This is a genomic window from Pseudomonas sp. PS01297, assembly GCF_029959305.1.
Taxonomy (GTDB): domain Bacteria; phylum Pseudomonadota; class Gammaproteobacteria; order Pseudomonadales; family Pseudomonadaceae; genus Aquipseudomonas; species Aquipseudomonas helleri.
In genome coordinates this window covers 17,542-38,600 of sequence record NZ_JASCPQ010000047.1, presented here as the reverse complement: position 1 = coordinate 38,600, position 21,059 = coordinate 17,542, and the positions used below count along the sequence as shown (strand labels likewise).

Genomic DNA, 21,059 nt, shown 5'->3' with positions numbered 1-21,059 from the left:
GGCTTGCTCGCGATTGAATCAACAAGGTGTCACTGACACACCGTGTTGCCTCATCGCGAGCAAGCCCGCTCCCACAGGGGCATCATTGAACAGCGCACTGTTTTGGATCATGCTTTTTTCAGCGCTCTTTTGTAGCGCACAGCCGCCGCTTTTTACTCCCTTCCCAGCTTTAAACGCTCCCTCAACCCCATGTGGTTCGGTTATTGCTTCGTCTATGACGTCGTTACGCTCCAGCAACCGGTTATTAGGGATTGAATAATGAAAAAAGCATTTCTGGCCCTTTCTGCACTGACTTTATGCATGGCTGCGGGTTCTGTTTTGGCCAAAGAGTACAAAGAGCTGCGTTTTGGTGTTGACCCGTCTTATGCACCCTTTGAGTCCAAAGCCGCTGACGGCAGCCTGGTGGGTTTTGATATCGACTTGGGCAACGCCATTTGCGCCGAGCTGAAAGTGAAGTGCAAATGGGTCGAATCCGACTTTGACGGCATGGTACCCGGGCTTAAAGCCAACAAATTCGACGGTGTTATCTCGTCGATGACCGTGACCCCCGCCCGCGAAAAAGTCATCGACTTCTCTAACGAGCTGTTCTCCGGCCCGACATCGCTGGTGTACAAAAAAGGCTCAGGGTTAAGCGCTGATACCGCCTCGCTCAAAGGCAAAACCGTGGGCTACGAACAAGGCACCATCCAGGAAGCCTACGCCAAAGCGGTGCTGGATAAAGCCGGGGTCAAAACTCAGGCCTATGCCAACCAGGACCAAGTCTATGCCGACCTGATTTCCGGCCGTCTCGACGCCTCGGTGCAAGACATGCTGCAGGCTGAACTGGGCTTTCTGAAATCGCCGCAAGGTGCCGGTTACGAAATCAGCGCAGCCATTGACGATCCTCTGCTGCCGTCCAAAACCGCGGTGGGTATCAAGAAAGGTAACCAAGCGCTACAAACCCTGCTGAACAAAGGTATCAAAGCGTTACACGACGATGGCACCTACACCAAAATCCAGCAAAAGCACTTCGGCGACTTGAATCTGTACAGCGGCAAATAACGCGCTGGCACCCATGCGCGCATGGGTGCCTTTTTCAACGCCTTGGGTTCGACTGTCATGTTTGAAAACCTCGTGCAGAACCTTGGATTGTCTGCCCTCAGCTTGCAGGGGTTCGGCCCCCTGCTGCTGGAAGGCACCTGGATGACCATCAAGTTATCGGTCCTGTCGCTGGCCGTGAGCGTGTTGCTCGGCCTGCTTGGCGCCAGCGCCAAACTCTCCAGCCTGAGGCTGTTGCGCCTGCCGGCCCAGCTCTACACCACCCTGATTCGCGGCGTACCGGACCTGGTACTGATGCTGCTGATTTTTTATAGCCTGCAAACCTGGCTGACCAGCCTGACAGATGCCATGGATTGGGATTACATCGAAATTAACCCGTTCAGCGCAGGCGTGATCACGCTGGGGTTTATCTATGGCGCGTATTTCACCGAGACCTTTCGGGGCGCGATTCTCTCGGTGCCCCGTGGGCAGGTCGAAGCCGCCACCGCCTACGGCCTGAAACGCTGGCAACGCTTTCGTTTTGTGGTCTTTCCGCAAATGATGCGTTTCGCCCTGCCAGGCATTGGCAATAACTGGATGGTGATGCTCAAGGCCACAGCCCTGGTGTCGATCATTAGCTTGGCCGATCTGGTCAAGGCGGCCCAGGATGCGGGTAAAAGCACCTATGAGCTGTTTTACTTTTTGGTGATTGCCGCACTCATCTATCTGGCAATCACCAGCGCCTCGAATGTGGTTTTGCGGCGGCTGGAACGCCGTTATGCCCTGGGCTGCCGGGAGGCCGTACGATGATCGAGTTGTTGCAGGAGTACTGGCGGCCGTTTCTGTACAGCGACGGTAGCCAAATCACCGGGCTGGCAATGACGCTGTGGCTGTTGAGCGCCGCACTGATCATCGGCTTTGTACTGTCTATCCCGCTGTCTATCGCCAGGGTTTCATCCAAACGCTGGATCCGTTGGCCCGTGCAGTTCTACACCTATGTGTTTCGTGGGACACCGCTGTATATACAGTTGCTGATTTGCTACACCGGGATCTACAGCATCGCCGCCGTTCGCGCCCAACCGCTGCTCAATGAATTCTTCCGTGATGCCATGAACTGCACGGTGCTGGCCTTCGCCCTCAACACCTGCGCCTACACCACGGAAATCTTTGCCGGCGCCATTCGCAGCATGGCCCACGGCGAAATTGAAGCGGCCAAAGCCTACGGTCTCAGTGGCTGGAAGCTTTATGCCTACGTCATCATGCCCTCGGCCTTACGCCGCTCGTTGCCGTTTTACAGCAATGAGGTGATCCTGATGCTGCATTCGACCACCGTGGCTTTTACTGCAACGATCCCTGACGTATTGAAAGTCGCAAGGGACGCTAACTCAGCGACCTTCTTGACCTTCCAGTCGTTCGGCATCGCCGCCATCATCTATTTGTGCGTGACCTTTATTTTGGTCGGTTTGTTTCGACTGGCGGAACGCCGCTGGTTGGCTTTTCTCGGCCCTGCTCACTAGGACTCAACCATGGCGCAACATCAAACCCATCCTTTGCTGGCCCCCGTTCCAGGCACCGAGAGGCAGATTCACAGCTTCCACTACGGCCCGGCCAAGCCACAGGGCAAGATCTACATTCAAGCCTCACTGCATGCCGATGAACTGCCCGGCATGCTGGTGGCGTGGCATCTGAAAAAACACCTGGCCGAGCTGGAAAGCGCCGGCCGCCTGCGCAGTGAAATCGTGGTGGTGCCCGTGGCCAACCCGATCGGGCTGGAACAAGTGGTCATGGACATCCCGCTGGGGCGTTATGAGCTGGAAAGCGGGCAGAACTTCAACCGCAACTTTCTGGACTTGAGCACGCAGATCGGTGATGAAATCGAAGGGCTGCTGACCCCCGACCCTGAGCAAAACCGGCAGATCATCCGCCAGCACCTGCGCAAGGCGCTGGCCGCACAGGTGCCGGCAACCCAGCTGCAATCCCAGCGTCTGACCTTGCAAACCCTGGCGTGCGATGCGGATGTGGTACTGGACCTGCACTGCGACTTTGAAGCCGTGCCTCACCTGTACACCACCCCTGAGGCCTGGTCGCAGGTTGAGCCGCTGGCGCGCTACCTCGCAGCCCAAGCCAGCCTGCTGGCAACGGACTCGGGCGGCCTGTCGTTTGATGAGTGCTTCACCCTGCTGTGGTGGACGTTGCAACAGCGGTTTGAGGGCAGCTTTGAGATTCCACAGGGCAGTTTCTCGGTGACCGTGGAGTTGCGCGGCCAAGGTGACGTCAGCCACGCCCTCGCCGAGCAGGATTGCCAGGCGCTGATTGATTACCTGATCACGCTCGGCGCGATTGAAGGCCAAGCCAGTCGTTTGCCCGAGTTGCTGTACCCCGCCACCCCGCTGGCCGGTGTTGAGCCCGTCACCTCAACGGCGGGTGGCGTGCTGGTGTTTCACGTCAAACCCGGCGATTACCTGAGCGCCGGTCAATTGGTGGCGGACGTCATCGACCCTGTCAGCGACCGCCTCACCCCGGTTTACACCACCCGCGAAGGCCTGGTTTACGCCCGTTCGATAAGGCGCATGGCCACCGCGGGCATGGTGATAGCCCATGTCGCGGGGCGTGAAGCCTATCGCAGCGGCTACCTACTCTCTGCTTGAGGTGTGCATGTACAAACTCAGCGTCGACGGCTTGCACAAGCGTTATGGCGACAATGAAGTACTCAAAGGTGTGTCGCTCAAGGCGAAAACCGGGGACGTGATCTGCCTGATTGGCGCCAGCGGCTCGGGCAAGAGCACCTTTTTGCGCTGCATCAACTTTCTCGAAACTCCCAACGATGGCGCCATCAGCCTTGATGGAAAGTTGATTCGCATGATCAGCGACAAAAACGGCATGCGGGTGGCTGACGATGCTGAGTTGCAACGCCTGCGTACCCGGCTGGCCATGGTGTTTCAGCACTTCAACCTATGGAGCCACATGACGGTGCTAGAGAACATTACCCTGGCACCGCATCGGGTGCTGGGGGTCAGTAAAAAAGACGCCGAAGAGCGCGCAAGACGTTATCTGGACAAAGTCGGCTTGCCTTCCAGAGTGGCCGATCAATACCCGGCCTTTCTGTCTGGTGGCCAGCAGCAGCGTGTTGCTATTGCCAGAGCATTGGCGATGGAACCCGAGGTGATGCTGTTCGATGAGCCGACCTCGGCACTGGACCCGGAGCTGGTGGGTGAAGTCTTAAGGGTGATTCAGGGGCTGGCCGAAGAGGGCCGGACCATGATCATGGTGACCCACGAAATGAACTTCGCCCGCAAAGTGGCGAGTCAAGTGGTGTTCCTTCACCAGGGATTGATTGAGGAACAAGGTCCGCCAAGTGACGTGCTGGACAACCCTCAGAGCGAACGTTTGCGCCAGTTTTTGAGCGGCAACTTGAAGTAACGCCTGTTCGTGTAGCTGCTGACAATGCAGCAGCTACAGACGGCTGTTTACGCCACTGGGGCAGGCGGAGCTTCATCCGGCAGTGTGGGCACGCCAGGTTCGGTGGGTTGCGGGGTGTCTGGATCAGGCTGGCCGGGAATGCCACCTGCATGCAACTGGGGATACGCGAGTAGCGACCAGGCCAATAATCCAACCTGATTGGGCTCAAGGTTTGCCAGTTTGGCGCGGATACTCGGATCGATCTTCATGGGGCACTCCTGAGCGATGTCCGGTTCGCTGAGGTGCGAAACCGGAATACAGTCAATAGAGTGCTTTTTCGTTCAGAAATTCCTGCTGTTCGTCAGGTACGTGGCAAAGTCACACCACGCTGGCCCTGGTACTTGCCGCCACGATCCTTGTACGACACTTCACATTCTTCATCGGATTCGAAGAACAGCATCTGTGCCACACCTTCGTTTGCATAGATTTTGGCAGGCAGTGTGGTGGTGTTTGAGAACTCCAGCGTCACGTGGCCTTCCCACTCTGGTTCAAGCGGCGTCACGTTAACGATGATGCCGCAACGTGCATAGGTGCTTTTACCCAGGCAAATGGTCAGCACGTTGCGTGGAATACGGAAGTATTCAACGGTGCGCGCCAGGGCGAAGGAGTTGGGCGGGATGATGCACACATCGCTGGTGACATCGACAAAGCTGCCTTCATCGAAGTTTTTCGGATCAACGGTGGCCGAATTGATGTTGGTGAACACCTTGAATTCATTGGCACAGCGCACGTCATAACCGTAGCTCGACACGCCGTAAGAAATCAGACGATCAGCCCCTTCGCCGCGCACCTGGCGCTCAACGAAAGGTTCGATCATGCCGTGCTCTTGCGCCATGCGGCGAATCCACTTGTCTGATTTGATGCTCATGGCGGGGGTGTCCTGAATAGCGAGGTGGAAAAATTCTGTTCGGCATCTTACCGGGGCCGGGGTTTCGGTTCAAAGGCTGGGGGGAAATTCTTGAAAATAGCTGTAGGCGTACTGAATACAGGCTGTACGGGCAACCATCAGTCACGTTTTTCGAGAAACCTTCGCAAAGACCCTTTGCACGTCCCGGAAAAAGGGGTAAGGTGGCGCCACTGTGCTGCTTGTGTCACTGAGAATCTCTACACGATATGTTGAATTTCGATCCAACCATCTCCAAGAATTTTTCCTGCTCTTTGCACTCAGTCTCGGCCAGGGCTCTTCCTGCGTCGCAGTTATCTTTGTTCAAGGAGTTACACCATGTCTAATCGCCAAACTGGTACCGTTAAGTGGTTCAACGATGAAAAAGGCTTCGGCTTCATCACTCCACAATCCGGTGACGACCTGTTTGTTCACTTCAAAGCAATCCAATCCGACGGCTTCAAGAGCCTGAAAGAAGGCCAACAGGTTTCTTTCATCGCTACTCGCGGTCAGAAAGGCATGCAAGCTGAGGAAGTTCAAGTTATCTAACTTGTACTGATCCAGTAAAAAACCCCGCCCTTAAAAGCGGGGTTTTTTTATGCCTGTCGTTTAAAGACCTTGTAGGAGCGAGCTTGCCTCGCGATCTTTTGGTCTTTTATAAAGATCGCGAGACAAGCTCGCTCCTACAGGGGGTTACGGGGTATCAGTCGTCGCTGGTGGTAATGGTCGGCATAGCCTGGGTGGCGGCTTCGCTCAGAACAATCCGCGCTCCGACGTGTCGGGCCAGTTCTTGGTAGATCAAGGCTATCGGGCTATTGGGGTCGGCAATCGCGGTCGGCTTGCCGTTATCGGCTTGCTCGCGGATTTCCATCGCCAGCGGCAACGAGGCCAGAACTTCCACGCCGTATTGAGTCGCCAGTTTCTCGCCACCGCCTTCACCGAACAAATGCTCCGCGTGACCACAGTTCGAGCAAATGTGCACAGCCATGTTCTCTACAACGCCCAATACCGGAATGTTTACCTTGCGGAACATTTCGACACCCTTGCGTGCATCCAGCAAAGCCAGGTCTTGCGGCGTCGTCACAATCACAGAACCCGCCACCGGGACTTTCTGCGCCAGGGTCAGCTGGATATCGCCCGTGCCGGGCGGCATGTCGATCACCAGGTAATCGAGGTCATTCCAGGCGGTTTGGGTCACCAACTGCAACAGAGCGCCCGACACCATGGGGCCGCGCCAGACCATCGGTGTGTTGTCGTCAGTCAGAAACGCCATCGACATGACCTCAACGCCATGCGCCTCAATCGGCACAAACCATTTCTGATCACGGATTTTCGGGCGAGTACCCTCAGCGATACCGAACATCACGCCCTGGCTAGGGCCATAAATGTCGGCGTCTAAGATCCCCACTCGCGCTCCTTCACGCGCCAGCGCCAGCGCCAGGTTGGCGGCTGTGGTGGATTTACCCACGCCGCCTTTGCCCGAGGCAACGGCCACAATGTTTTTCACATTGGCCAGCCCCGGGATTTGCGCCTGCGCCTTGTGCGGGGCAATCACGCAATTGATCTCAACCTTGGCCGAGGACACGCCATCCAGATTGCTGATGGCCATTTGCAGCGTTTGCGCCCAGCCATTCTTGAACAGGCCGGCGGCATAACCCAGTTCGAGCTGAACATTGACATGCTCGCCCTGGACTTCAATGTGACGTACACACCCGGCGCTGACCGGATCCTGGTTCAAATATGGGTCGGTGTATTGGCGAAGGACGGCCTCCACCGCTGCGCGATTGACTGCGCTCATGGGCAACTCCCGAAAAAGGCTGAGTGAAACAGGTCGCTATCGTACCTGTAATAAATCACCTGGCGCAGGCTTTTGAACTGGTCAAAAACATCAGAAAGCATCAGATAGCCGCTCACGGGGTGAAATATATTGCCCGGCGCTTTATAGTGGCCGACCACCGTCTCATCAAGTAGCCGAGCCCCATGTCCGAGCCACGCAAGATCCTCGTCACCAGCGCCCTGCCCTATGCCAATGGTTCAATTCACCTTGGCCATATGCTTGAGTACATCCAGACCGATATGTGGGTGCGCTATCAAAAGCAACGCGGCAACCAATGCACGTATGTCTGCGCAGACGACGCCCACGGCTCGGCCATCATGTTGCGTGCCGAGAAAGAAGGCATTACACCTGAGCAACTGATCGCCAACGTGCAGGCCGAACACTGCGCCGACTTCTCCGAGTTCCTAGTGGAGTTCGATAACTATCACTCGACTCACGCCGAAGAAAACCGTGAGCTGTCGAGTGCGATTTATATCAAGCTGCGCGAAGCCGGCCATATCGCCACACGCTCGATTACTCAGTATTTCGACCCGGAAAAGAAAATGTTCCTGGCCGACCGTTTCATCAAGGGCACCTGCCCTAAATGCGGCACTGATGATCAGTACGGCGATAACTGCGAAAAATGCGGCGCAACTTACGCTCCGACGGACCTGAAAAATCCGAAGTCGGCGATTTCCGGTGCCACGCCGGTACTCAAGGATTCCCAGCACTTCTTCTTCAAGCTGCCCGACTTCGAAGCCATGCTCAAAAGCTGGACACGAAGCGGCGCGCTGCAAGATGCAGTCGCAAACAAAATCGCCGAATGGCTGGATAGCGGCCTGCAAGAGTGGGACATCTCCCGCGATGCGCCGTATTTCGGTTTCGAAATCCCGGGCGAGCCAGGCAAGTACTTCTATGTCTGGCTGGACGCGCCGATCGGCTACATGGCCAGCTTCAAGAACCTGTGCGAACGTCGCCCTGAACTGGACTTCGACGCGTACTGGAACAAAGACTCCAGCGCCGAGCTTTACCACTTCATCGGCAAGGACATCGTGAACTTCCACGCCCTGTTCTGGCCAGCCATGCTCGAAGGCGCAGGCTATCGCAAGCCTACCGCGATCAACGTTCACGGTTACTTGACCGTTAACGGTCAAAAAATGTCCAAGTCCCGTGGCACGTTCATCAAGGCGCGCACCTACCTTGATCACCTATCACCCGAATACCTGCGCTACTACTACGCAGCCAAATTGGGCCGTGGCGTCGATGACCTGGACTTGAACCTCGAAGACTTCGTGCAAAAGGTCAACTCTGACCTGATCGGCAAAGTGGTCAACATTGCCAGCCGTTGCGCAGGCTTCATCCACAAAGGCAACGCCGGTGTAATGGTTGAAGGCAACGCAGCGCCTGAGCTGACCGAAGCCTTCCTGGCCGCGGCGCCAAGCATTGCCGACGCCTATGAAGCCCGTGACTTCGCGCGCGCCATGCGTGAAATCATGGCGCTGGCCGACCGTGCCAACGCCTGGATCGCCGAAAAAGCGCCTTGGGCCATGGCCAAGCAGGAGGGCAAGCAAGACGAAGTCCAGGCCGTATGCGCCTTGGGCGTCAACTTGTTCCGCCAGTTGATCATCTTCCTCAAGCCGGTATTGCCGCAGTTGGCAGCCGATGCCGAAGCGTTCCTGAATGTGGCTCCTTTGACCTGGGACGACCACAGCACCTTGCTCGCCAACCATCAGTTGAATGCCTTCAAACCGCTGATGACGCGTATCGATCCGGCGCACGTGGAAGCCATGGTCAATGCGTCCAAAGAAGACCTGATCGCCAGCCAGACCGATACCGGTACTGCAGCGCCAACAGGCAATGGCGAGCTGACCAAAGAGCCTTTGGCAGCCGAAATCGAGTTTGACGCGTTTGCCGCTGTCGACCTGCGCGTCGCCTTGATCCTTAAGGCCGAGGCTGTCGAAGGGGCTGACAAGCTGCTGCGTCTGACCCTGGATATCGGCGACGAACAGCGCAACGTGTTCTCGGGCATCAAAAGCGCCTACCCGAACCCGGCTGAGCTTGAAGGTCGCTTGACCATGATGATTGCCAACCTGAAACCCCGCAAAATGCGTTTTGGGGTTTCTGAAGGCATGGTCATGGCGGCGGGCCCTGGCGGTGAAGAAATTTACCTGCTGAGCCCGGACAACGGCGCCAAGCCTGGTCAACGCATCAAGTAACACGCCCTCCTCATCCGCCAGCGGCTTGCACGTCGCTGGCGGATGTTCGTTGTAGCCTCCCCTCCCGCCATGTCGGATAATCAGCGCCGTTCGTTTAACCGCCTCGCACTCATTACTCACTGCGCAGGATGACTGTCGCCCGGGTGCGGCTCGCTGTCGCTGGACTGATCACACCATGAGCCTGATTCAACGTATTGACGCCTTGTTACCGCAAACCCAATGCGGAAAATGCGGGCATCCTGGCTGCAAACCCTATGCAGAAGGCATCAGCCAGGGCGAAGCCATTAACAAATGCCCCCCCGGCGGGACTGAAACCATCGCTGCGCTGGCCAACCTGCTGAACATTCCCGTTATAGCACTGGACACAGAGCGCGGCGCGGCACCGCCTCAGGTGGCCTTTATTCGTGAAGCGGAATGCATTGGTTGCACCAAATGCATTCAAGCCTGCCCGGTGGACGCCATATTGGGCGCCGCCAAGCTCATGCACACGGTGATTGTCGATGAATGCACCGGCTGTGACCTGTGTGTTGCGCCCTGCCCTGTCGACTGCATCGAAATGCGACTGCTACCCGCCAATGTGATCCCCATTGTCGGCGGGCTTGCACAGGCGCAAGAGCAGCTCAATGCACGTACTGACAAGCGCAACCACGCCCGTAGCCGTTATGAGCGACGTGACGAACGTCTGCGACGCGATGAACAGCAACGTCAGGCAGAACGCCTGGCGCGGGTTCAACGAGCACCCGTGGCGCCTGCTGACGCCCTGGCGCTTGAGCCATCGCAGACAGAGCCCTCCTTGCTCAGCGATGCAGCGCTTAAAAAAGCCAAGGTCACGCTGGCCATGGCTCGCGCCCAACTGCATAAATCGCTCAAAGCCTTTGGTCACCCGCCGACGGCGCCACAGCAGGCACAACTGGTGACCCTGCAAGCACAATTTGAGTCTGCCGAAAAAGCCTTGGCGCAACTGGAGGCCGCCCCGGTGATAGCGGTGTCGGCACCCAGCACCGGGATTGCAGACCTCAAGCGGGCAAAAATTCAGTTAGCCATGCACCGGGCAGCACTTAAAAAGGCGCAGACCCAGGCACACACCAGCGCTGAGCTCGCACGTTTGAATGACGCCGTGTTACAGGCAGAACAGACACTTGAGGCTTTAGCCCCAGCAAAAAGCTGCTAGCTTGCCGTCACGAGATGCGTTTCTCTTCGATTAACGGACTGCTCTCCAGGAAAAGTTTTTACCCATGAACGCCGCTAAGCGCCTTGAAATCTTTCGTCGGTTTCACGAAGACAATCCAGAGCCAAAAACTGAGCTGGCTTACACATCGCCTTTCGAACTGCTGATAGCAGTCATTCTGTCGGCGCAGGCCACTGACGTCAGCGTGAACAAGGCCATGGCAAAGTTGTTCCCGGTCGCCAATACCCCAGAAGCCATCTACGCTTTGGGGGTGGAAGGGTTGTCGCAATACATAAAGACCATTGGCCTGTACAACAGCAAGGCCAAAAACGTGATTGAAACGTGCCGCTTGCTCATCGAGCGACATGCCAGTGATATACCCCAAACGCGGGAGGCGCTTGAAGCACTTCCAGGCGTAGGACGAAAAACAGCCAATGTGGTGCTCAACACCGCTTTCAGGCAACTGACCATGGCCGTAGATACCCATATCTTCAGGGTCAGTAACCGAACCGGAATAGCACCAGGCAAAAATGTGGTCGAGGTTGAAAAGCAATTGATCAAATTCGTGCCTAAGCCGTACCTGCTCGACGCTCATCACTGGCTTATCTTGCATGGTCGCTACGTTTGCCAGGCACGCAATCCACGCTGCGGGAGTTGCCGCATTGAAGACCTGTGCGATTTCAAGGAAAAAACCTCTGACGATTGAGCGATAGAGGTTTTATGGGCTGATCGATTGAGAAAAACTTTTTTACCCGTAAAGCGTTTATCGCTATAAGGGGCGCCATTGAATGTCTTAGCCTGGAGTGAACTGAATGAGCACTGGCAAAGAACAACTGGAAGTAGAAGATTTTCCAACGACAGAGCCGGACGACGCTGAAATGGCAGAGCGCCCAGTTGAAGTCGCTAAAACCAACTTGGCTAAACGCCGCACGATAGACGCCTTGCTGGCTGAAAAAAGACTCCAGAAAGAGCTCGAAGACTACCCATACGATTTGTAATCTTCAGCGCTTAACACCAAAAACCTCCTGCGCGGAGGCTTTTGGTGTTAAGGGGGTTGTGGAGCAAGCCGCTCCTCACCCCTGCCACTCACACCAAGCCATTTCGCTGTGCCAGCTCAATAAGATCAACCAGCGAGCGAGCATTGAGCTTGAGCAGTAGACGCGTTTTGTAGGTACTGACTGTTTTGTTGCTTAGAAACATGCCATCCGCTATTTCCTTATTACTCTTACCGCGCGCCAACTGCTGCAATACCATCATTTCTCGTCCAGAGAGGCGGTTAACCATGTCGGCCTCACTGGCATTCCCCAAGCTAGAGCGCACTGAATGCAACGCTTGATTAGGAAAATAACTGTAACCGGAAAGCACAGCCTTGATGGCACTTAAAAGCTCGGTTAAATCCTGCTGCTTGCATACATAACCTGCCGCCCCGGCCTGCATGCAACGCATAGAAAAATGACCGGGAGCTTGCGAAGTCAGCACTAGCACCTTTATAGGAATCGCAGGTGTTGAAAGTCGCGCAATAACTTCAAGCCCGTCGAGTTTGGGAATACCAATATCCAGAATTACAATATCCGGTGCGTACTCACGCGCCATTTGCAAAGCATCCACTCCATTATCCGTCTCTGCGATAACTTCGTAGCCATGTCGTTCCATGAGCATACGCACAGCAAGACGAATTACAGGATGATCATCCACGATCAGCACTTTATTCATGGGTAATTCCAATTTTTTCGCTGTTCGAATTTTAGAGTCAGCACAATAGCCTAGTCACAACATCCTGGGCATAGTGCCCCCCCCCAAGCACCAACAACCAAAGACATTTCCTACGCACAATAAAGATTTGCCCTACGAATAAATCACTCATAAAGATCACACTCCCACCCCACCCCTCACTTAACCGACACACGAGGAGATCACACAGGCCGATCTTTATATTAAGAGTTCAATTCTAATAACTATCGGCAACATCCTTGATCAAGCTTCAAAAAATACGTTGGCTTACATCCTGAATACCAATAATTGGCCTGACCCAAGTACTACCAAACCCTGGCGCCCATCATCCTTTATTGCTAACTCATTCAAACAGCAACCGAGCCGATTTCCCTTCAAACGCAGCAGCTGCGCAGGTAAAAACCAAAAACAGCTGACGCAATTTAAAACCGCCCGAATTCAAATACACCATGCTTAATCCTCTATTTAATTATTCATCCGCTGTATTTAACCGTACTCCAATAGAAAGACCGGCTCAACCCAACCAAACAAAAACATCCCCCTTAAGCACCCGCGCAATTTCTACCTTGAACTCATATAGATAAACAGTACCTCCCCCCTTTCTCTTTGAAAAAACCAATCCAGTTAAAATCTACTCTTTTTTTAGAAAAAAATATTACCATTTCAAACTTAAAGAAGAGGACTACAAGGCATTCGGAAATGCCCTTAAAATACGATCGAAAAACATACCCCTCAAGCCCTTTCAAACCGGCACCTCGATCCTGACTTAAAAGTAACCCAACGAAAAACTAAAATGTTACTTATTTCCTCCATACTACATCTCACATAAAAACTACCGATATCCCAGTTCTACTGGCGCAAATCACCTATTAACCCGGAGTTATCCTACAAAAAAGAAAACCAATTCCTCGACCAGAAGACGTCCTATAGAAATAATAAATACAAAAGACTTTTGATTTGCAGTTTCATAAAGCCACGACTAAATTTAAGAAAACCGCTATCGCAAACCCCTGATTCAAATTCGCACCTACAGGCTATTACTGCGATAACTGTTAAAGCCCGTTACAAAAGCGACAATAATGCTTAATCACTTCTAAAATCATCTACTCCAACCAGAATTTTCCGCAGGCCACATCATGATAAAAAGCAAAATACGGGTAAACAACCCGCTCACTGTCATTGCTATTTTCTCAATGTTAACCGAAGCTTCCGCAGCGGTTTCATTGCCGTATATCGACAGGGAAAATCAAAAAATTTATGTTTGGTTCTTAATTGTTTTCCCTTCAATTCTGATCACATTGTTTTTTTTGACTCTTAATTTCAATAACAAAACCCTCTATACCCCCATGGACTATCCCAAGGAGAACACGCGCGCAACACCAGAGCCGGCCGAGTCTGAGGGCCGTATCACGCGCACAAGACCCGCTGAAGCCCCCGGCTCACCTGCATGCCAGGCAGCGCCACTTCTGTCCAAGCCGGGGATAAAATTCATTTCCTACAGCCCTAAAAACTTTATCTTTCTGCCACAAGGGCACAGGGACTACGACTCAACCTTAGAAAAGGCTACACATAAAAAACCTGATTCAGTTCATGAGGAACAACAATTACCGCAGGGTGAAGGAGACCCAAGCAGTCTGTATCTGATCGATTTCAGCCACCCTTCTTTAAAATTGAACAACGACCATACCTTGGGAGACATCCTGCAGACTTACTACGAAATGGCACATCCAAAAAAAGAGTGCCTGCATAAGAACGATATTTTACTCCTGTTAACCAGTAGCTCATCGACGAGTCAATGGAGTCACCAACAGCGACTCGAGCTAGATACAAACATCTCTTCGCATTTAGGTGATGCCATGGTCATTACTTACAACACGCAAACCCGACAGCTCAATACATTAAGCTGACAAGATGAATAGCTCGCCTTTAATGATGATTCGCAAGCATAAAAAAACCCGACCAATGGCCGGGTTTTTTTGATACCAGGTGCAATTAGAACAACTTGCGACCCCGGTTAGCAGCAATACGCATACGCAAGGCATTCAACTTGATGAAGCCAGCAGCGTCGGCCTGATTGTAAGCGCCGCCATCTTCTTCGAACGTTGCGATATTGGCATCAAACAGCGAATCGTCAGACTTGCGGCCGGTAACAATCACATTGCCTTTGTACAATTTCAGACGTACCACGCCGTTAACGTTCACCTGAGAAGCGTCGATCATTTGTTGCAACATCAAACGCTCAGGGCTCCACCAGTAGCCGGTGTAGATCAGGCTGGCGTACTTGGGCATCAACTCGTCTTTCAGGTGAGCGACTTCGCGGTCCAGAGTGATCGACTCAATGGCGCGGTGCGCACGCAACATGATGGTGCCGCCCGGGGTTTCGTAGCAACCGCGGGACTTCATGCCGACATAACGGTTCTCAACGATGTCGAGACGACCGATACCGTTTTCGCCACCGATGCGGTTCAGCGTGGCCAGAACGGTCGCAGGTGTCATTTCAACACCGTCCAGCGCAACGATATCGCCATTGCGGTAGGTCAGTTCCAGATAAGTAGGGGTATCCGGCGCGTTTTCTGGCGACTTGGTCCAACGCCACATGTCTTCTTCGTGCTCGGTCCAGGTGTCTTCCAGTACACCGCCCTCGTAGGAGATGTGCAGCAAGTTGGCATCCATCGAGTACGGGGATTTTTTCTTGCCGTGACGCTCGATCGGGATCGCGTGCTTTTCTGCGTAATCCATCAATTTTTCACGCGACAGCAGATCCCACTCACGCCAAGGAGCGATCACTTTTACGCCCGGCTTCAGTGCATAGGCACCCAGCTCGAAACGAACCTGATCGTTACCTTTGCCGGTTGCGCCGTGAGAAATAGCATCAGCACCGGTTTCGTTAGCGATTTCGATCAGACGCTTGGCGATCAGCGGACGCGCAATAGAGGTACCCAGCAGGTACTCGCCTTCGTAAACAGTGTTGGCGCGGAACATTGGGAACACGAAATCGCGGACAAACTCTTCGCGCAGGTCGTCGATGTAGATTTCCTTGACGCCCATGGCTTGCGCCTTCGCACGTGCAGGCTCAACCTCTTCGCCCTGACCCAGGTCAGCGGTAAAGGTTACGACTTCACAGTTATAAGTATCCTGCAGCCACTTCAGGATCACCGAAGTGTCCAGGCCGCCCGAATAAGCCAGAACGACCTTGTTTACGTCCGCCATGCCATCACTCCACGGGTTGTTCTAAAAGCCGAGCAGTCTACCGCCCGCGGGGCTTAATTTACAGAGGGGCGACAGCTTAAGACGACAAAGCGACAGTAACTTTCAGCAACACGACGCCAAAAAACCTCAAGACAGCGTCGCAGGATTGGTATTTCCCACCGCAGGGGGCGGCTTGGGAGGCTCTGGCATGCGCTCCAGGCGCACACTGACACGGCGATTTTTCGCCCGATTAGCCGCACTGGTATTGGGCACCAATGGGTATTGCTCGCCATGAAAACGCATCGTGATCTGCGATTCCTGCAGGCCGTTTTCCTGCAGGTAGTTCATGACCGCCAGAGCGCGACGCCGGGACAGCTCTCGGTTGGTCAACCGATTACCGGAATTATCCGAATAACCGTCCAGCATGACGTGGTTAACCGTGGGGTCGGCCTTCATGTACTCCAGCATGATCTGCAAATCAGCACGGCCCTTGGCATCCAGTTCATTGCCGCTCCCCGGAAAACCGATCTGGCTTTGCCGGACCTGATCGAAATTCTTGGCCAGCAGTTTGGTGGTACAGGCCTCATATTCGCCATAAGCCTGACGAAATTTGACGGGCAAAAGGCGAACTTCCGATAAACCGCCCGTCGCCGAATAATGCCTTATCAGCGGGCTACGCCCTTCCAGCAACCCCCGAAACAAACGACCGGCCTGCGCCTGCGAGCTATTAAACAGCACGTTGCCGCGCCCGATGCGCACGGTGCCCAGATCGATATCACCGCGCCCCGGCTGCCACGGCGCCGCTGCCGCCAATAACGTTGCCGAACCTTCGCCCAATACCGAGTTGTAGGCATTGAGACGGAAGACAGCCTGCTCTCCGGCGCGGCGCACAAACACCCCGGCGCCAAAATCAGTGATCGGCTGGATCAGGCGGCACTCAAATTTGTCACCTTCCACTTTCCACTCCACATTCTCCAGTCGGGTCTGGAAAGTCAGGGCCATGGCAGGAACGCTGGCAAACAAGCTGAGGAGGATGAAATAACGCTGGCGCACTGAGGGCTCCGCAGATGGGTACTGGCAAAACACCGTTCACCGTTTTTACGACATACCTCGAATGTATCGGTTAACGCAGCTAAAACTTGATAGCGAGTGCCTGAGAGAGTCTTTTCCGGTAGCATTCGCATCAGTTTGACCCGCCTGGAATCCCCCAATGTCTGACCGCCTGACCCTGCTGCGTCCCGACGACTGGCACATTCATCTTCGCGATGGTGCTGTGTTGCCTCACACTGTGGCGGATGTTGCGCGCACCTTTGGCCGCGCCATCATCATGCCTAACCTCGTACCTCCGGTGCGTAACGCAGCTGAAGCCGATGCCTATCGACAGCGCATTCTCGCTGCTCGCCCGGCTGGCAGCCGTTTCGAACCGCTGATGGTGCTCTACCTCACCGACCGAACACAGCCAGAAGACATTCGTACAGCCAAAGCCAGCGGCTATGTACACGCTGCCAAGCTGTATCCGGCTGGCGCAACAACCAACTCCGACTCGGGCGTGACCAGCATCGATGCGATCTTCCCGGTCCTGGAAACCATGGCCGAAGTGGGTATGCCTTTGCTGATCCACGGTGAAGTGACCCGCGCCGATATCGACGTGTTCGATCGCGAAAAGGTCTTCATCGAAGAGCATTTGCGTCGTGTTGTGGAGCGATTCCCGACGTTGAAAGTGGTGTTTGAACACATCACCACGTCGCACGCGGTCCAGTTCGTCAACGAGGCTTCGGCCAACGTAGGCGCAACCATTACCGCGCATCACCTGCTGTACAACCGCAACCACATGTTGGTTGGCGGTATTCGCCCGCACTTCTATTGCCTGCCGATCCTCAAGCGCAACACCCACCAGGAAGCCCTGCTGGATGCGGCCACCAGCGGCAGTGCGAAGTTCTTTCTGGGCACTGACTCGGCACCGCATGCCCAGCATGCCAAAGAAGCCGCCTGCGGTTGTGCCGGTTGCTATACCGCCTATGCGGCTATCGAGCTCTATGCCGAAGCGTTTGAACAGCGCAATGCGCTGGACAAGCTCGAAGCCTTTGCCAGCTTGAATGGCCCGCGTTTCTACGGCCTGGCACCGAGCACCGAACACATCACCCTGGTTCGCGAAGAGTGGACCGCCCCAAGCAGCCTGCCTTTCGGTGAGCTGAACGTAATCCCGCTGCGCGCCGGTGAAAAACTGCGCTGGCGCCTGCTGGAGGAAAACGCGTGAGCGACGACCATTTTGATGACGAGCACGATGGCGGTCATGGCGGCGGTTCGCGCCATCCGATGGCCGAGCGCTTTCGCGGCTATCTGCCGGTCGTAATCGATGTTGAAACCGGCGGTTTCAATAGCGCTACCGACGCGCTGCTGGAAATCGCTGCCGTCACCATCGGCATGGACGAAAGAGGCTTTGTGTTCCCGGAACACACCTATTTCCACCGTGTGGAGCCTTTTGAAGGCGCCAACATCGAAGCCGCAGCCCTGGAGTTCACCGGCATCAAGCTGGATCATCCGCTGCGTATGGCGGTCAGTGAAGAAACAGCGCTGACCGACATCTTCCGGGGGGTGCGTAAAGCGCTGAAGGCCAATGGTTGCAAACGCGCCATTCTGGTGGGGCATAACAGCAGCTTCGACCTGGGCTTTCTGAATGCGGCCGTGGCGCGTCTGGACATGAAACGTAACCCGTTTCACCCGTTTTCGAGCTTCGACACTGCAACCTTGGCTGGCTTGGCTTATGGCCAGACCGTTCTGGCCAAGGCCTGCCAGGCAGCTGACATCGATTTTGACGGACGTGAGGCGCACTCGGCGCGTTACGACACCGAAAAAACCGCTGAGCTGTTCTGTGGCATCGTCAACAGCTGGAAACAAATGGGCGGCTGGAAAGACTTCAACGACTGATCACGTCGTTCGGGCTAATCACCGCGCATAAAAAAACCGGACCCAGGGTCCGGTTTTTTTATGCCGCCAAAAAGCTTACAGCTTGCCAGCATTCTCAGTCAGGTAAGCCGCAACGCCTTCAGTCGAAGCGGTCATGCCTTTGTCGCCTTTCTTCCAGTTAGCCGGGCACACTTCGCCGTGCTCTTCGTGGAATTGCAGTGCATCAACCAGACGCAGCAGCTCGTCCATGTTGCGGCCCAGTGGCAGGTCGTTAACGATCTGGGAGCGAACAACGCCCTTGTCATCGATCAGGAATGCGCCGCGCAGTGCTACGCCGCCTTCAGTTTCAACGTCGTAGGCTTTGCAGATCGCGTGGTTGATGTCGGCAGCCATGGTGTATTTCACCTGGCCAATACCGCCATTGTTCACCGGGGTGTTGCGCCATGCGTTGTGAGTGAAATGGGAGTCGATAGAGACTGCAACCACTTCAACGTTACGCGCCTGGAAATCAGGAATACGGTGATCCAGAGCGATCAGCTCCGATGGGCAAACGAAGGTGAAGTCCAGTGGGTAGAAGAACACCAGGCCGTATTTGCCTTTGATAGCAGAGGACAGCGTGAAGCTATCAACGATTTCGCCATTGCCGAGTACGGCTGCGACGGTGAAGTCAGGGGCTTGTTTGCCTACGAGTACGCTCATTGGATATCTCCTGGGTGCGACGTGAAAAACGGGACCCGGCTGCAAAGCCCTTGAGAAACAACAGGCTTGCGACCTGATCACCGCGTAAAAAGAGCGGCATCATACACCGTTCGTCTGCACAACCTGAACAAACCCCCGCCGTGCCCCAATCTACTTTGACAATCATTCTCGTTAACATTAAGATCCGTTTCATTGAATCCCAACCAGCGATGGTTCTTATTTATGTACGTTTGCCTCTGCACTGGCGTTACTGACGGAAAAATCCGCGATGCAATCTACGAAGGTTGCTGCAGCTACCGAGAAGTGCGCGAAGCCACCGGCGTCGCCAGCCAATGCGGCAAATGTGCTTGCCTGGCCAAGCAAGTGGTTCGCGAAACCCTGACCTCGCTTCAAGCCAGCCAGGCAGCCTTGGGTTTTCCAGCAGAATTTTCTGCAGCGTAATTATCAAGTTTCTAATGAACCGGACTTAACGTCCGGTTTTTTTATGCCAAAAATTCAAGTACTTAGGGCCAAAACGCGGAACACAAACATTCTTATTCCGATTAATTTTCATTTATTATTCAAACACTTAGGTTTGACAGTCGTTAATACGCAGATCAAACTCTGCCTTATATACGGTTAACTAAGGCAGGCCCTCGCGATGAAAGGCGATATTTCAGTCATCCAGCACCTCAATAAAATCCTCGGTAACGAGCTGGTTGCGATCAACCAATACTTCTTGCATGCACGTATGTATCAAGATTGGGGCCTGGAAAAGTTAGGCAAACACGAATACAACGAATCCATCGACGAGATGAAGCACGCTGACAAGCTGATCAAGCGCATCCTGTTCCTGGAAGGCCTGCCGAACGTTCAAGACCTGGGCAAGCTGCACATTGGTGAACACACCAAAGAAATGCTTGAGTGCGACCTGCGCATTGAGCGTACCGGCCACGCTGACCTCAAAGCAGCCATCGCCCATTGCGAAGTTGTTGGCGACTTTGGTAGCCGTGAACTTCTGGAAGATATTCTGGAATCCGAAGAAGAACATATCGACTGGCTGGAAACTCAGTTGGGCCTGATCGATAAAATCGGTATTGAGAATTACCTGCAATCGCAGATGGGCGAGTAACTAACGCCCACAAAAAAGCCCCGCCCTGTTTATACAGAGGCGGGGCTTTTTTATGGGCTGCTACTTGATCACTCAAGTAGCAGCAACGTCAGCCATTAAGCTTCAGTTTTGGCCGCGGCCGCTTTTGCAGTCGCTTCTTTGATCAACGTCTGCAAAGAGCCGTCTGCAAACATTTCAGCCATGATGTCGCTACCGCCAACCAGCTCACCGCCTACCCACAGTTGCGGGAAGGTCGGCCAGTTCGCGTATTTAGGCAGGTTGGCACGGATTTCAGGGTTCTGCAGGATGTCCACGTACGCGAACTTCTCACCGCAGCCCATGACGGCCTGGGCCGCTTTAGCCGAAAAGCCACACTGCGGGGCATTCGGAGCGCCTTTCATGTAAAGCAGAACGGTATTGTTGGCAATCTGATCTTTGATAGTTTCGATGATATCCATGGAGCACCTCGGCTGAACTTTCCGACTCAGTTGTCGGCACGGTGGCGCATTGTAACGGAAAGCCGAGCATGACGCTCGGTCTCCCAGACAGACAATCGTCGCAACTTCATCTCACAGTCCAGCTGTGCACACGTGGGCAGTAATGCCCCGCGTTCACTGAGAATTGCAAAACAACCTGAGGGCAGTGTACAACTGGGCAGCTGAGGTGAGGCGAATCACTTAACCGTGGTTCCAGCCGCGTGCTCATGCAGCGCAAGACTCGCCTGAACCTCTAAAACGTGACCCATATTGGCAAGACGCGACATTTCCTTATAAGATCGCGCCTTCCCCTATTTCGTCGCCCCGTGCGGCTTTCGCCGCAGGTCTCGCCGTTTTTCCGAAAAAACCCGGCTTTGAGTTCTGCGGTCGTTGCAAAGAAGGTAGTTA

At 54.4% G+C, this 21,059-nt stretch carries 23 protein-coding genes; 15 read left to right on the top strand and 8 right to left on the bottom strand.

Going from position 1 to position 21,059, the window contains the following annotated elements; all coding sequences use genetic code 11:
* Window positions 1-258: 258 nt before the first annotated feature.
* The 5 genes from QMX84_RS15330 to QMX84_RS15310 are packed head-to-tail and all read left to right on the top strand — an operon-like array spanning window position 259 to window position 4,437.
* Entirely contained in the window at window positions 259-1,041 is a 783-nt protein-coding gene (locus QMX84_RS15330; RefSeq protein WP_048369436.1) for a transporter substrate-binding domain-containing protein, read from the top strand.
* A 57-nt stretch (window positions 1,042-1,098) separates the two neighbouring features.
* Window positions 1,099-1,827, top strand: coding sequence for an ABC transporter permease (locus QMX84_RS15325; RefSeq protein ID WP_282364185.1), 729 nt, complete (start codon window positions 1,099-1,101; stop codon window positions 1,825-1,827).
* Entirely contained in the window at window positions 1,824-2,534 is a 711-nt protein-coding gene (locus tag QMX84_RS15320; RefSeq protein WP_282364184.1) for an ABC transporter permease, read from the top strand. The genes QMX84_RS15325 and QMX84_RS15320 overlap by 4 nt, the downstream gene beginning before the upstream one ends.
* 9 nt (window positions 2,535-2,543) lie before the next feature.
* Window positions 2,544-3,665, top strand: coding sequence for a succinylglutamate desuccinylase/aspartoacylase family protein (locus QMX84_RS15315; RefSeq protein ID WP_262124861.1), 1,122 nt, complete (start codon window positions 2,544-2,546; stop codon window positions 3,663-3,665).
* A gap of 7 nt (window positions 3,666-3,672) precedes the next feature.
* Entirely contained in the window at window positions 3,673-4,437 is a 765-nt protein-coding gene (locus QMX84_RS15310) for an ATP-binding cassette domain-containing protein (protein WP_123751907.1), read from the top strand.
* Window positions 4,438-4,484: 47 nt separating this feature from the next.
* Here the strand turns inward: QMX84_RS15310 and QMX84_RS15305 are convergent, their stop codons facing one another.
* Entirely contained in the window at window positions 4,485-4,685 is a 201-nt protein-coding gene (locus QMX84_RS15305; protein ID WP_048369432.1) for a hypothetical protein, read from the bottom strand.
* Between the two features lie 92 nt (window positions 4,686-4,777).
* Window positions 4,778-5,344, bottom strand: coding sequence for a dCTP deaminase (gene dcd / locus QMX84_RS15300; protein WP_019411020.1), 567 nt, complete (start codon window positions 5,342-5,344; stop codon window positions 4,778-4,780).
* Window positions 5,345-5,698: 354 nt separating this feature from the next.
* On the opposite strand from dcd, the gene QMX84_RS15295 reads away from it, so the two are divergent.
* Window positions 5,699-5,908: a cold-shock protein gene (locus QMX84_RS15295; RefSeq protein WP_002554837.1), complete on the top strand. Its 210-nt coding sequence runs from the start codon at window positions 5,699-5,701 to the stop codon at window positions 5,906-5,908.
* Between the two features lie 154 nt (window positions 5,909-6,062).
* Here QMX84_RS15295 and apbC read toward each other — a convergent pair whose 3' ends face one another.
* The gene (gene apbC / locus QMX84_RS15290; RefSeq protein ID WP_282364183.1) at window positions 6,063-7,157 is read right to left on the bottom strand and encodes an iron-sulfur cluster carrier protein ApbC; all 1,095 of its coding nucleotides are present in this window, start codon (window positions 7,155-7,157) and stop codon (window positions 6,063-6,065) included.
* Window positions 7,158-7,339: 182 nt separating this feature from the next.
* Here apbC and metG point away from each other — a divergent pair, with 182 nt between their 5' ends.
* From metG to QMX84_RS15270, 4 genes are all read left to right on the top strand, one after another.
* Complete coding sequence (gene metG / locus QMX84_RS15285; protein WP_282364182.1) at window positions 7,340-9,391, top strand: methionine--tRNA ligase; 2,052 nt, start codon at window positions 7,340-7,342, stop codon at window positions 9,389-9,391.
* A gap of 76 nt (window positions 9,392-9,467) precedes the next feature.
* Window positions 9,468-10,562 (top strand): electron transport complex subunit RsxB, encoded by a 1,095-nt coding sequence (gene rsxB / locus QMX84_RS15280; protein WP_348775199.1) that lies wholly within the window; start codon window positions 9,468-9,470, stop codon window positions 10,560-10,562.
* A gap of 64 nt (window positions 10,563-10,626) precedes the next feature.
* Window positions 10,627-11,265 carry an endonuclease III gene (gene nth, locus QMX84_RS15275; RefSeq protein ID WP_282364181.1) on the top strand — a complete coding sequence of 213 codons (639 nt, stop codon included), beginning with the start codon at window positions 10,627-10,629 and terminating at the stop codon, window positions 11,263-11,265.
* Window positions 11,266-11,371: 106 nt separating this feature from the next.
* Window positions 11,372-11,557 carry a hypothetical protein gene (locus QMX84_RS15270; RefSeq protein ID WP_262124869.1) on the top strand — a complete coding sequence of 62 codons (186 nt, stop codon included), beginning with the start codon at window positions 11,372-11,374 and terminating at the stop codon, window positions 11,555-11,557.
* An 88-nt stretch (window positions 11,558-11,645) separates the two neighbouring features.
* On the opposite strand, the gene QMX84_RS15265 is transcribed toward QMX84_RS15270, so the two are convergent.
* A complete protein-coding gene (locus tag QMX84_RS15265; RefSeq protein WP_123751901.1) occupies window positions 11,646-12,272 on the bottom strand; it encodes a response regulator transcription factor in 627 nt (208 codons plus the stop codon).
* A gap of 1,154 nt (window positions 12,273-13,426) precedes the next feature.
* Between QMX84_RS15265 and QMX84_RS15260 the strand changes: the two genes are divergently transcribed.
* On the top strand, window positions 13,427-14,197 hold the full coding sequence (locus QMX84_RS15260) for a hypothetical protein (protein WP_282364180.1): 771 nt from the start codon (window positions 13,427-13,429) through the stop codon (window positions 14,195-14,197).
* Between the two features lie 85 nt (window positions 14,198-14,282).
* Here the strand turns inward: QMX84_RS15260 and QMX84_RS15255 are convergent, their stop codons facing one another.
* A complete protein-coding gene (locus tag QMX84_RS15255; protein ID WP_048369425.1) occupies window positions 14,283-15,500 on the bottom strand; it encodes an argininosuccinate synthase in 1,218 nt (405 codons plus the stop codon).
* 126 nt (window positions 15,501-15,626) lie between these two features.
* Window positions 15,627-16,532 carry an OmpA family protein gene (locus QMX84_RS15250; protein ID WP_262124872.1) on the bottom strand — a complete coding sequence of 302 codons (906 nt, stop codon included), beginning with the start codon at window positions 16,530-16,532 and terminating at the stop codon, window positions 15,627-15,629.
* A gap of 157 nt (window positions 16,533-16,689) precedes the next feature.
* On the opposite strand from QMX84_RS15250, the gene pyrC reads away from it, so the two are divergent.
* Both pyrC and rnt read left to right on the top strand, forming a co-directional pair.
* Complete coding sequence (pyrC, locus tag QMX84_RS15245) at window positions 16,690-17,736, top strand: dihydroorotase (protein WP_153327205.1); 1,047 nt, start codon at window positions 16,690-16,692, stop codon at window positions 17,734-17,736.
* Window positions 17,733-18,407 carry a ribonuclease T gene (rnt, locus tag QMX84_RS15240; protein WP_262124873.1) on the top strand — a complete coding sequence of 225 codons (675 nt, stop codon included), beginning with the start codon at window positions 17,733-17,735 and terminating at the stop codon, window positions 18,405-18,407. The genes pyrC and rnt overlap by 4 nt, the downstream gene beginning before the upstream one ends.
* A 75-nt stretch (window positions 18,408-18,482) precedes the next feature.
* On the opposite strand, the gene QMX84_RS15235 is transcribed toward rnt, so the two are convergent.
* Entirely contained in the window at window positions 18,483-19,085 is a 603-nt protein-coding gene (locus QMX84_RS15235; RefSeq protein ID WP_153333760.1) for a peroxiredoxin, read from the bottom strand.
* A gap of 222 nt (window positions 19,086-19,307) precedes the next feature.
* Between QMX84_RS15235 and QMX84_RS15230 the strand changes: the two genes are divergently transcribed.
* Window positions 19,308-19,526 carry a bacterioferritin-associated ferredoxin gene (locus QMX84_RS15230; protein WP_048369420.1) on the top strand — a complete coding sequence of 73 codons (219 nt, stop codon included), beginning with the start codon at window positions 19,308-19,310 and terminating at the stop codon, window positions 19,524-19,526.
* 199 nt (window positions 19,527-19,725) lie between these two features.
* The gene (gene bfr / locus QMX84_RS15225) at window positions 19,726-20,196 is read left to right on the top strand and encodes a bacterioferritin (RefSeq protein WP_048369419.1); all 471 of its coding nucleotides are present in this window, start codon (window positions 19,726-19,728) and stop codon (window positions 20,194-20,196) included.
* Between the two features lie 95 nt (window positions 20,197-20,291).
* Here the strand turns inward: bfr and grxD are convergent, their stop codons facing one another.
* Window positions 20,292-20,633, bottom strand: coding sequence for a Grx4 family monothiol glutaredoxin (gene grxD, locus QMX84_RS15220; protein WP_123751896.1), 342 nt, complete (start codon window positions 20,631-20,633; stop codon window positions 20,292-20,294).
* Between the last annotated feature and the right edge of the window lie 426 nt (window positions 20,634-21,059).

Excerpts from the sequence above, each read along its gene's own strand:
- QMX84_RS15330 (WP_048369436.1), top strand. The coding sequence starts at position 259 with ATGAAAAAAGCATTTCTGGCCCTTTCTGCACTGACTTTATGCATGGCT.
- QMX84_RS15325 (WP_282364185.1), top strand. The coding sequence starts at position 1,099 with ATGTTTGAAAACCTCGTGCAGAACCTTGGATTGTCTGCCCTCAGCTTG.
- QMX84_RS15320 (WP_282364184.1), top strand. The coding sequence starts at position 1,824 with ATGATCGAGTTGTTGCAGGAGTACTGGCGGCCGTTTCTGTACAGCGAC.
- QMX84_RS15315 (WP_262124861.1), top strand. The coding sequence starts at position 2,544 with ATGGCGCAACATCAAACCCATCCTTTGCTGGCCCCCGTTCCAGGCACC.
- QMX84_RS15310 (WP_123751907.1), top strand. The coding sequence starts at position 3,673 with ATGTACAAACTCAGCGTCGACGGCTTGCACAAGCGTTATGGCGACAAT.
- QMX84_RS15305 (WP_048369432.1), bottom strand. The coding sequence starts at position 4,685 with ATGAAGATCGATCCGAGTATCCGCGCCAAACTGGCAAACCTTGAGCCC.
- dcd (WP_019411020.1), bottom strand. The coding sequence starts at position 5,344 with ATGAGCATCAAATCAGACAAGTGGATTCGCCGCATGGCGCAAGAGCAC.
- QMX84_RS15295 (WP_002554837.1), top strand. The coding sequence starts at position 5,699 with ATGTCTAATCGCCAAACTGGTACCGTTAAGTGGTTCAACGATGAAAAA.
- apbC (WP_282364183.1), bottom strand. The coding sequence starts at position 7,157 with ATGAGCGCAGTCAATCGCGCAGCGGTGGAGGCCGTCCTTCGCCAATAC.
- metG (WP_282364182.1), top strand. The coding sequence starts at position 7,340 with ATGTCCGAGCCACGCAAGATCCTCGTCACCAGCGCCCTGCCCTATGCC.
- nth (WP_282364181.1), top strand. The coding sequence starts at position 10,627 with ATGAACGCCGCTAAGCGCCTTGAAATCTTTCGTCGGTTTCACGAAGAC.
- QMX84_RS15270 (WP_262124869.1), top strand. The coding sequence starts at position 11,372 with ATGAGCACTGGCAAAGAACAACTGGAAGTAGAAGATTTTCCAACGACA.
- QMX84_RS15265 (WP_123751901.1), bottom strand. The coding sequence starts at position 12,272 with ATGAATAAAGTGCTGATCGTGGATGATCATCCTGTAATTCGTCTTGCT.
- QMX84_RS15260 (WP_282364180.1), top strand. The coding sequence starts at position 13,427 with ATGATAAAAAGCAAAATACGGGTAAACAACCCGCTCACTGTCATTGCT.
- QMX84_RS15255 (WP_048369425.1), bottom strand. The coding sequence starts at position 15,500 with ATGGCGGACGTAAACAAGGTCGTTCTGGCTTATTCGGGCGGCCTGGAC.
- pyrC (WP_153327205.1), top strand. The coding sequence starts at position 16,690 with ATGTCTGACCGCCTGACCCTGCTGCGTCCCGACGACTGGCACATTCAT.
- QMX84_RS15235 (WP_153333760.1), bottom strand. The coding sequence starts at position 19,085 with ATGAGCGTACTCGTAGGCAAACAAGCCCCTGACTTCACCGTCGCAGCC.
- QMX84_RS15230 (WP_048369420.1), top strand. The coding sequence starts at position 19,308 with ATGTACGTTTGCCTCTGCACTGGCGTTACTGACGGAAAAATCCGCGAT.
- bfr (WP_048369419.1), top strand. The coding sequence starts at position 19,726 with ATGAAAGGCGATATTTCAGTCATCCAGCACCTCAATAAAATCCTCGGT.
- grxD (WP_123751896.1), bottom strand. The coding sequence starts at position 20,633 with ATGGATATCATCGAAACTATCAAAGATCAGATTGCCAACAATACCGTT.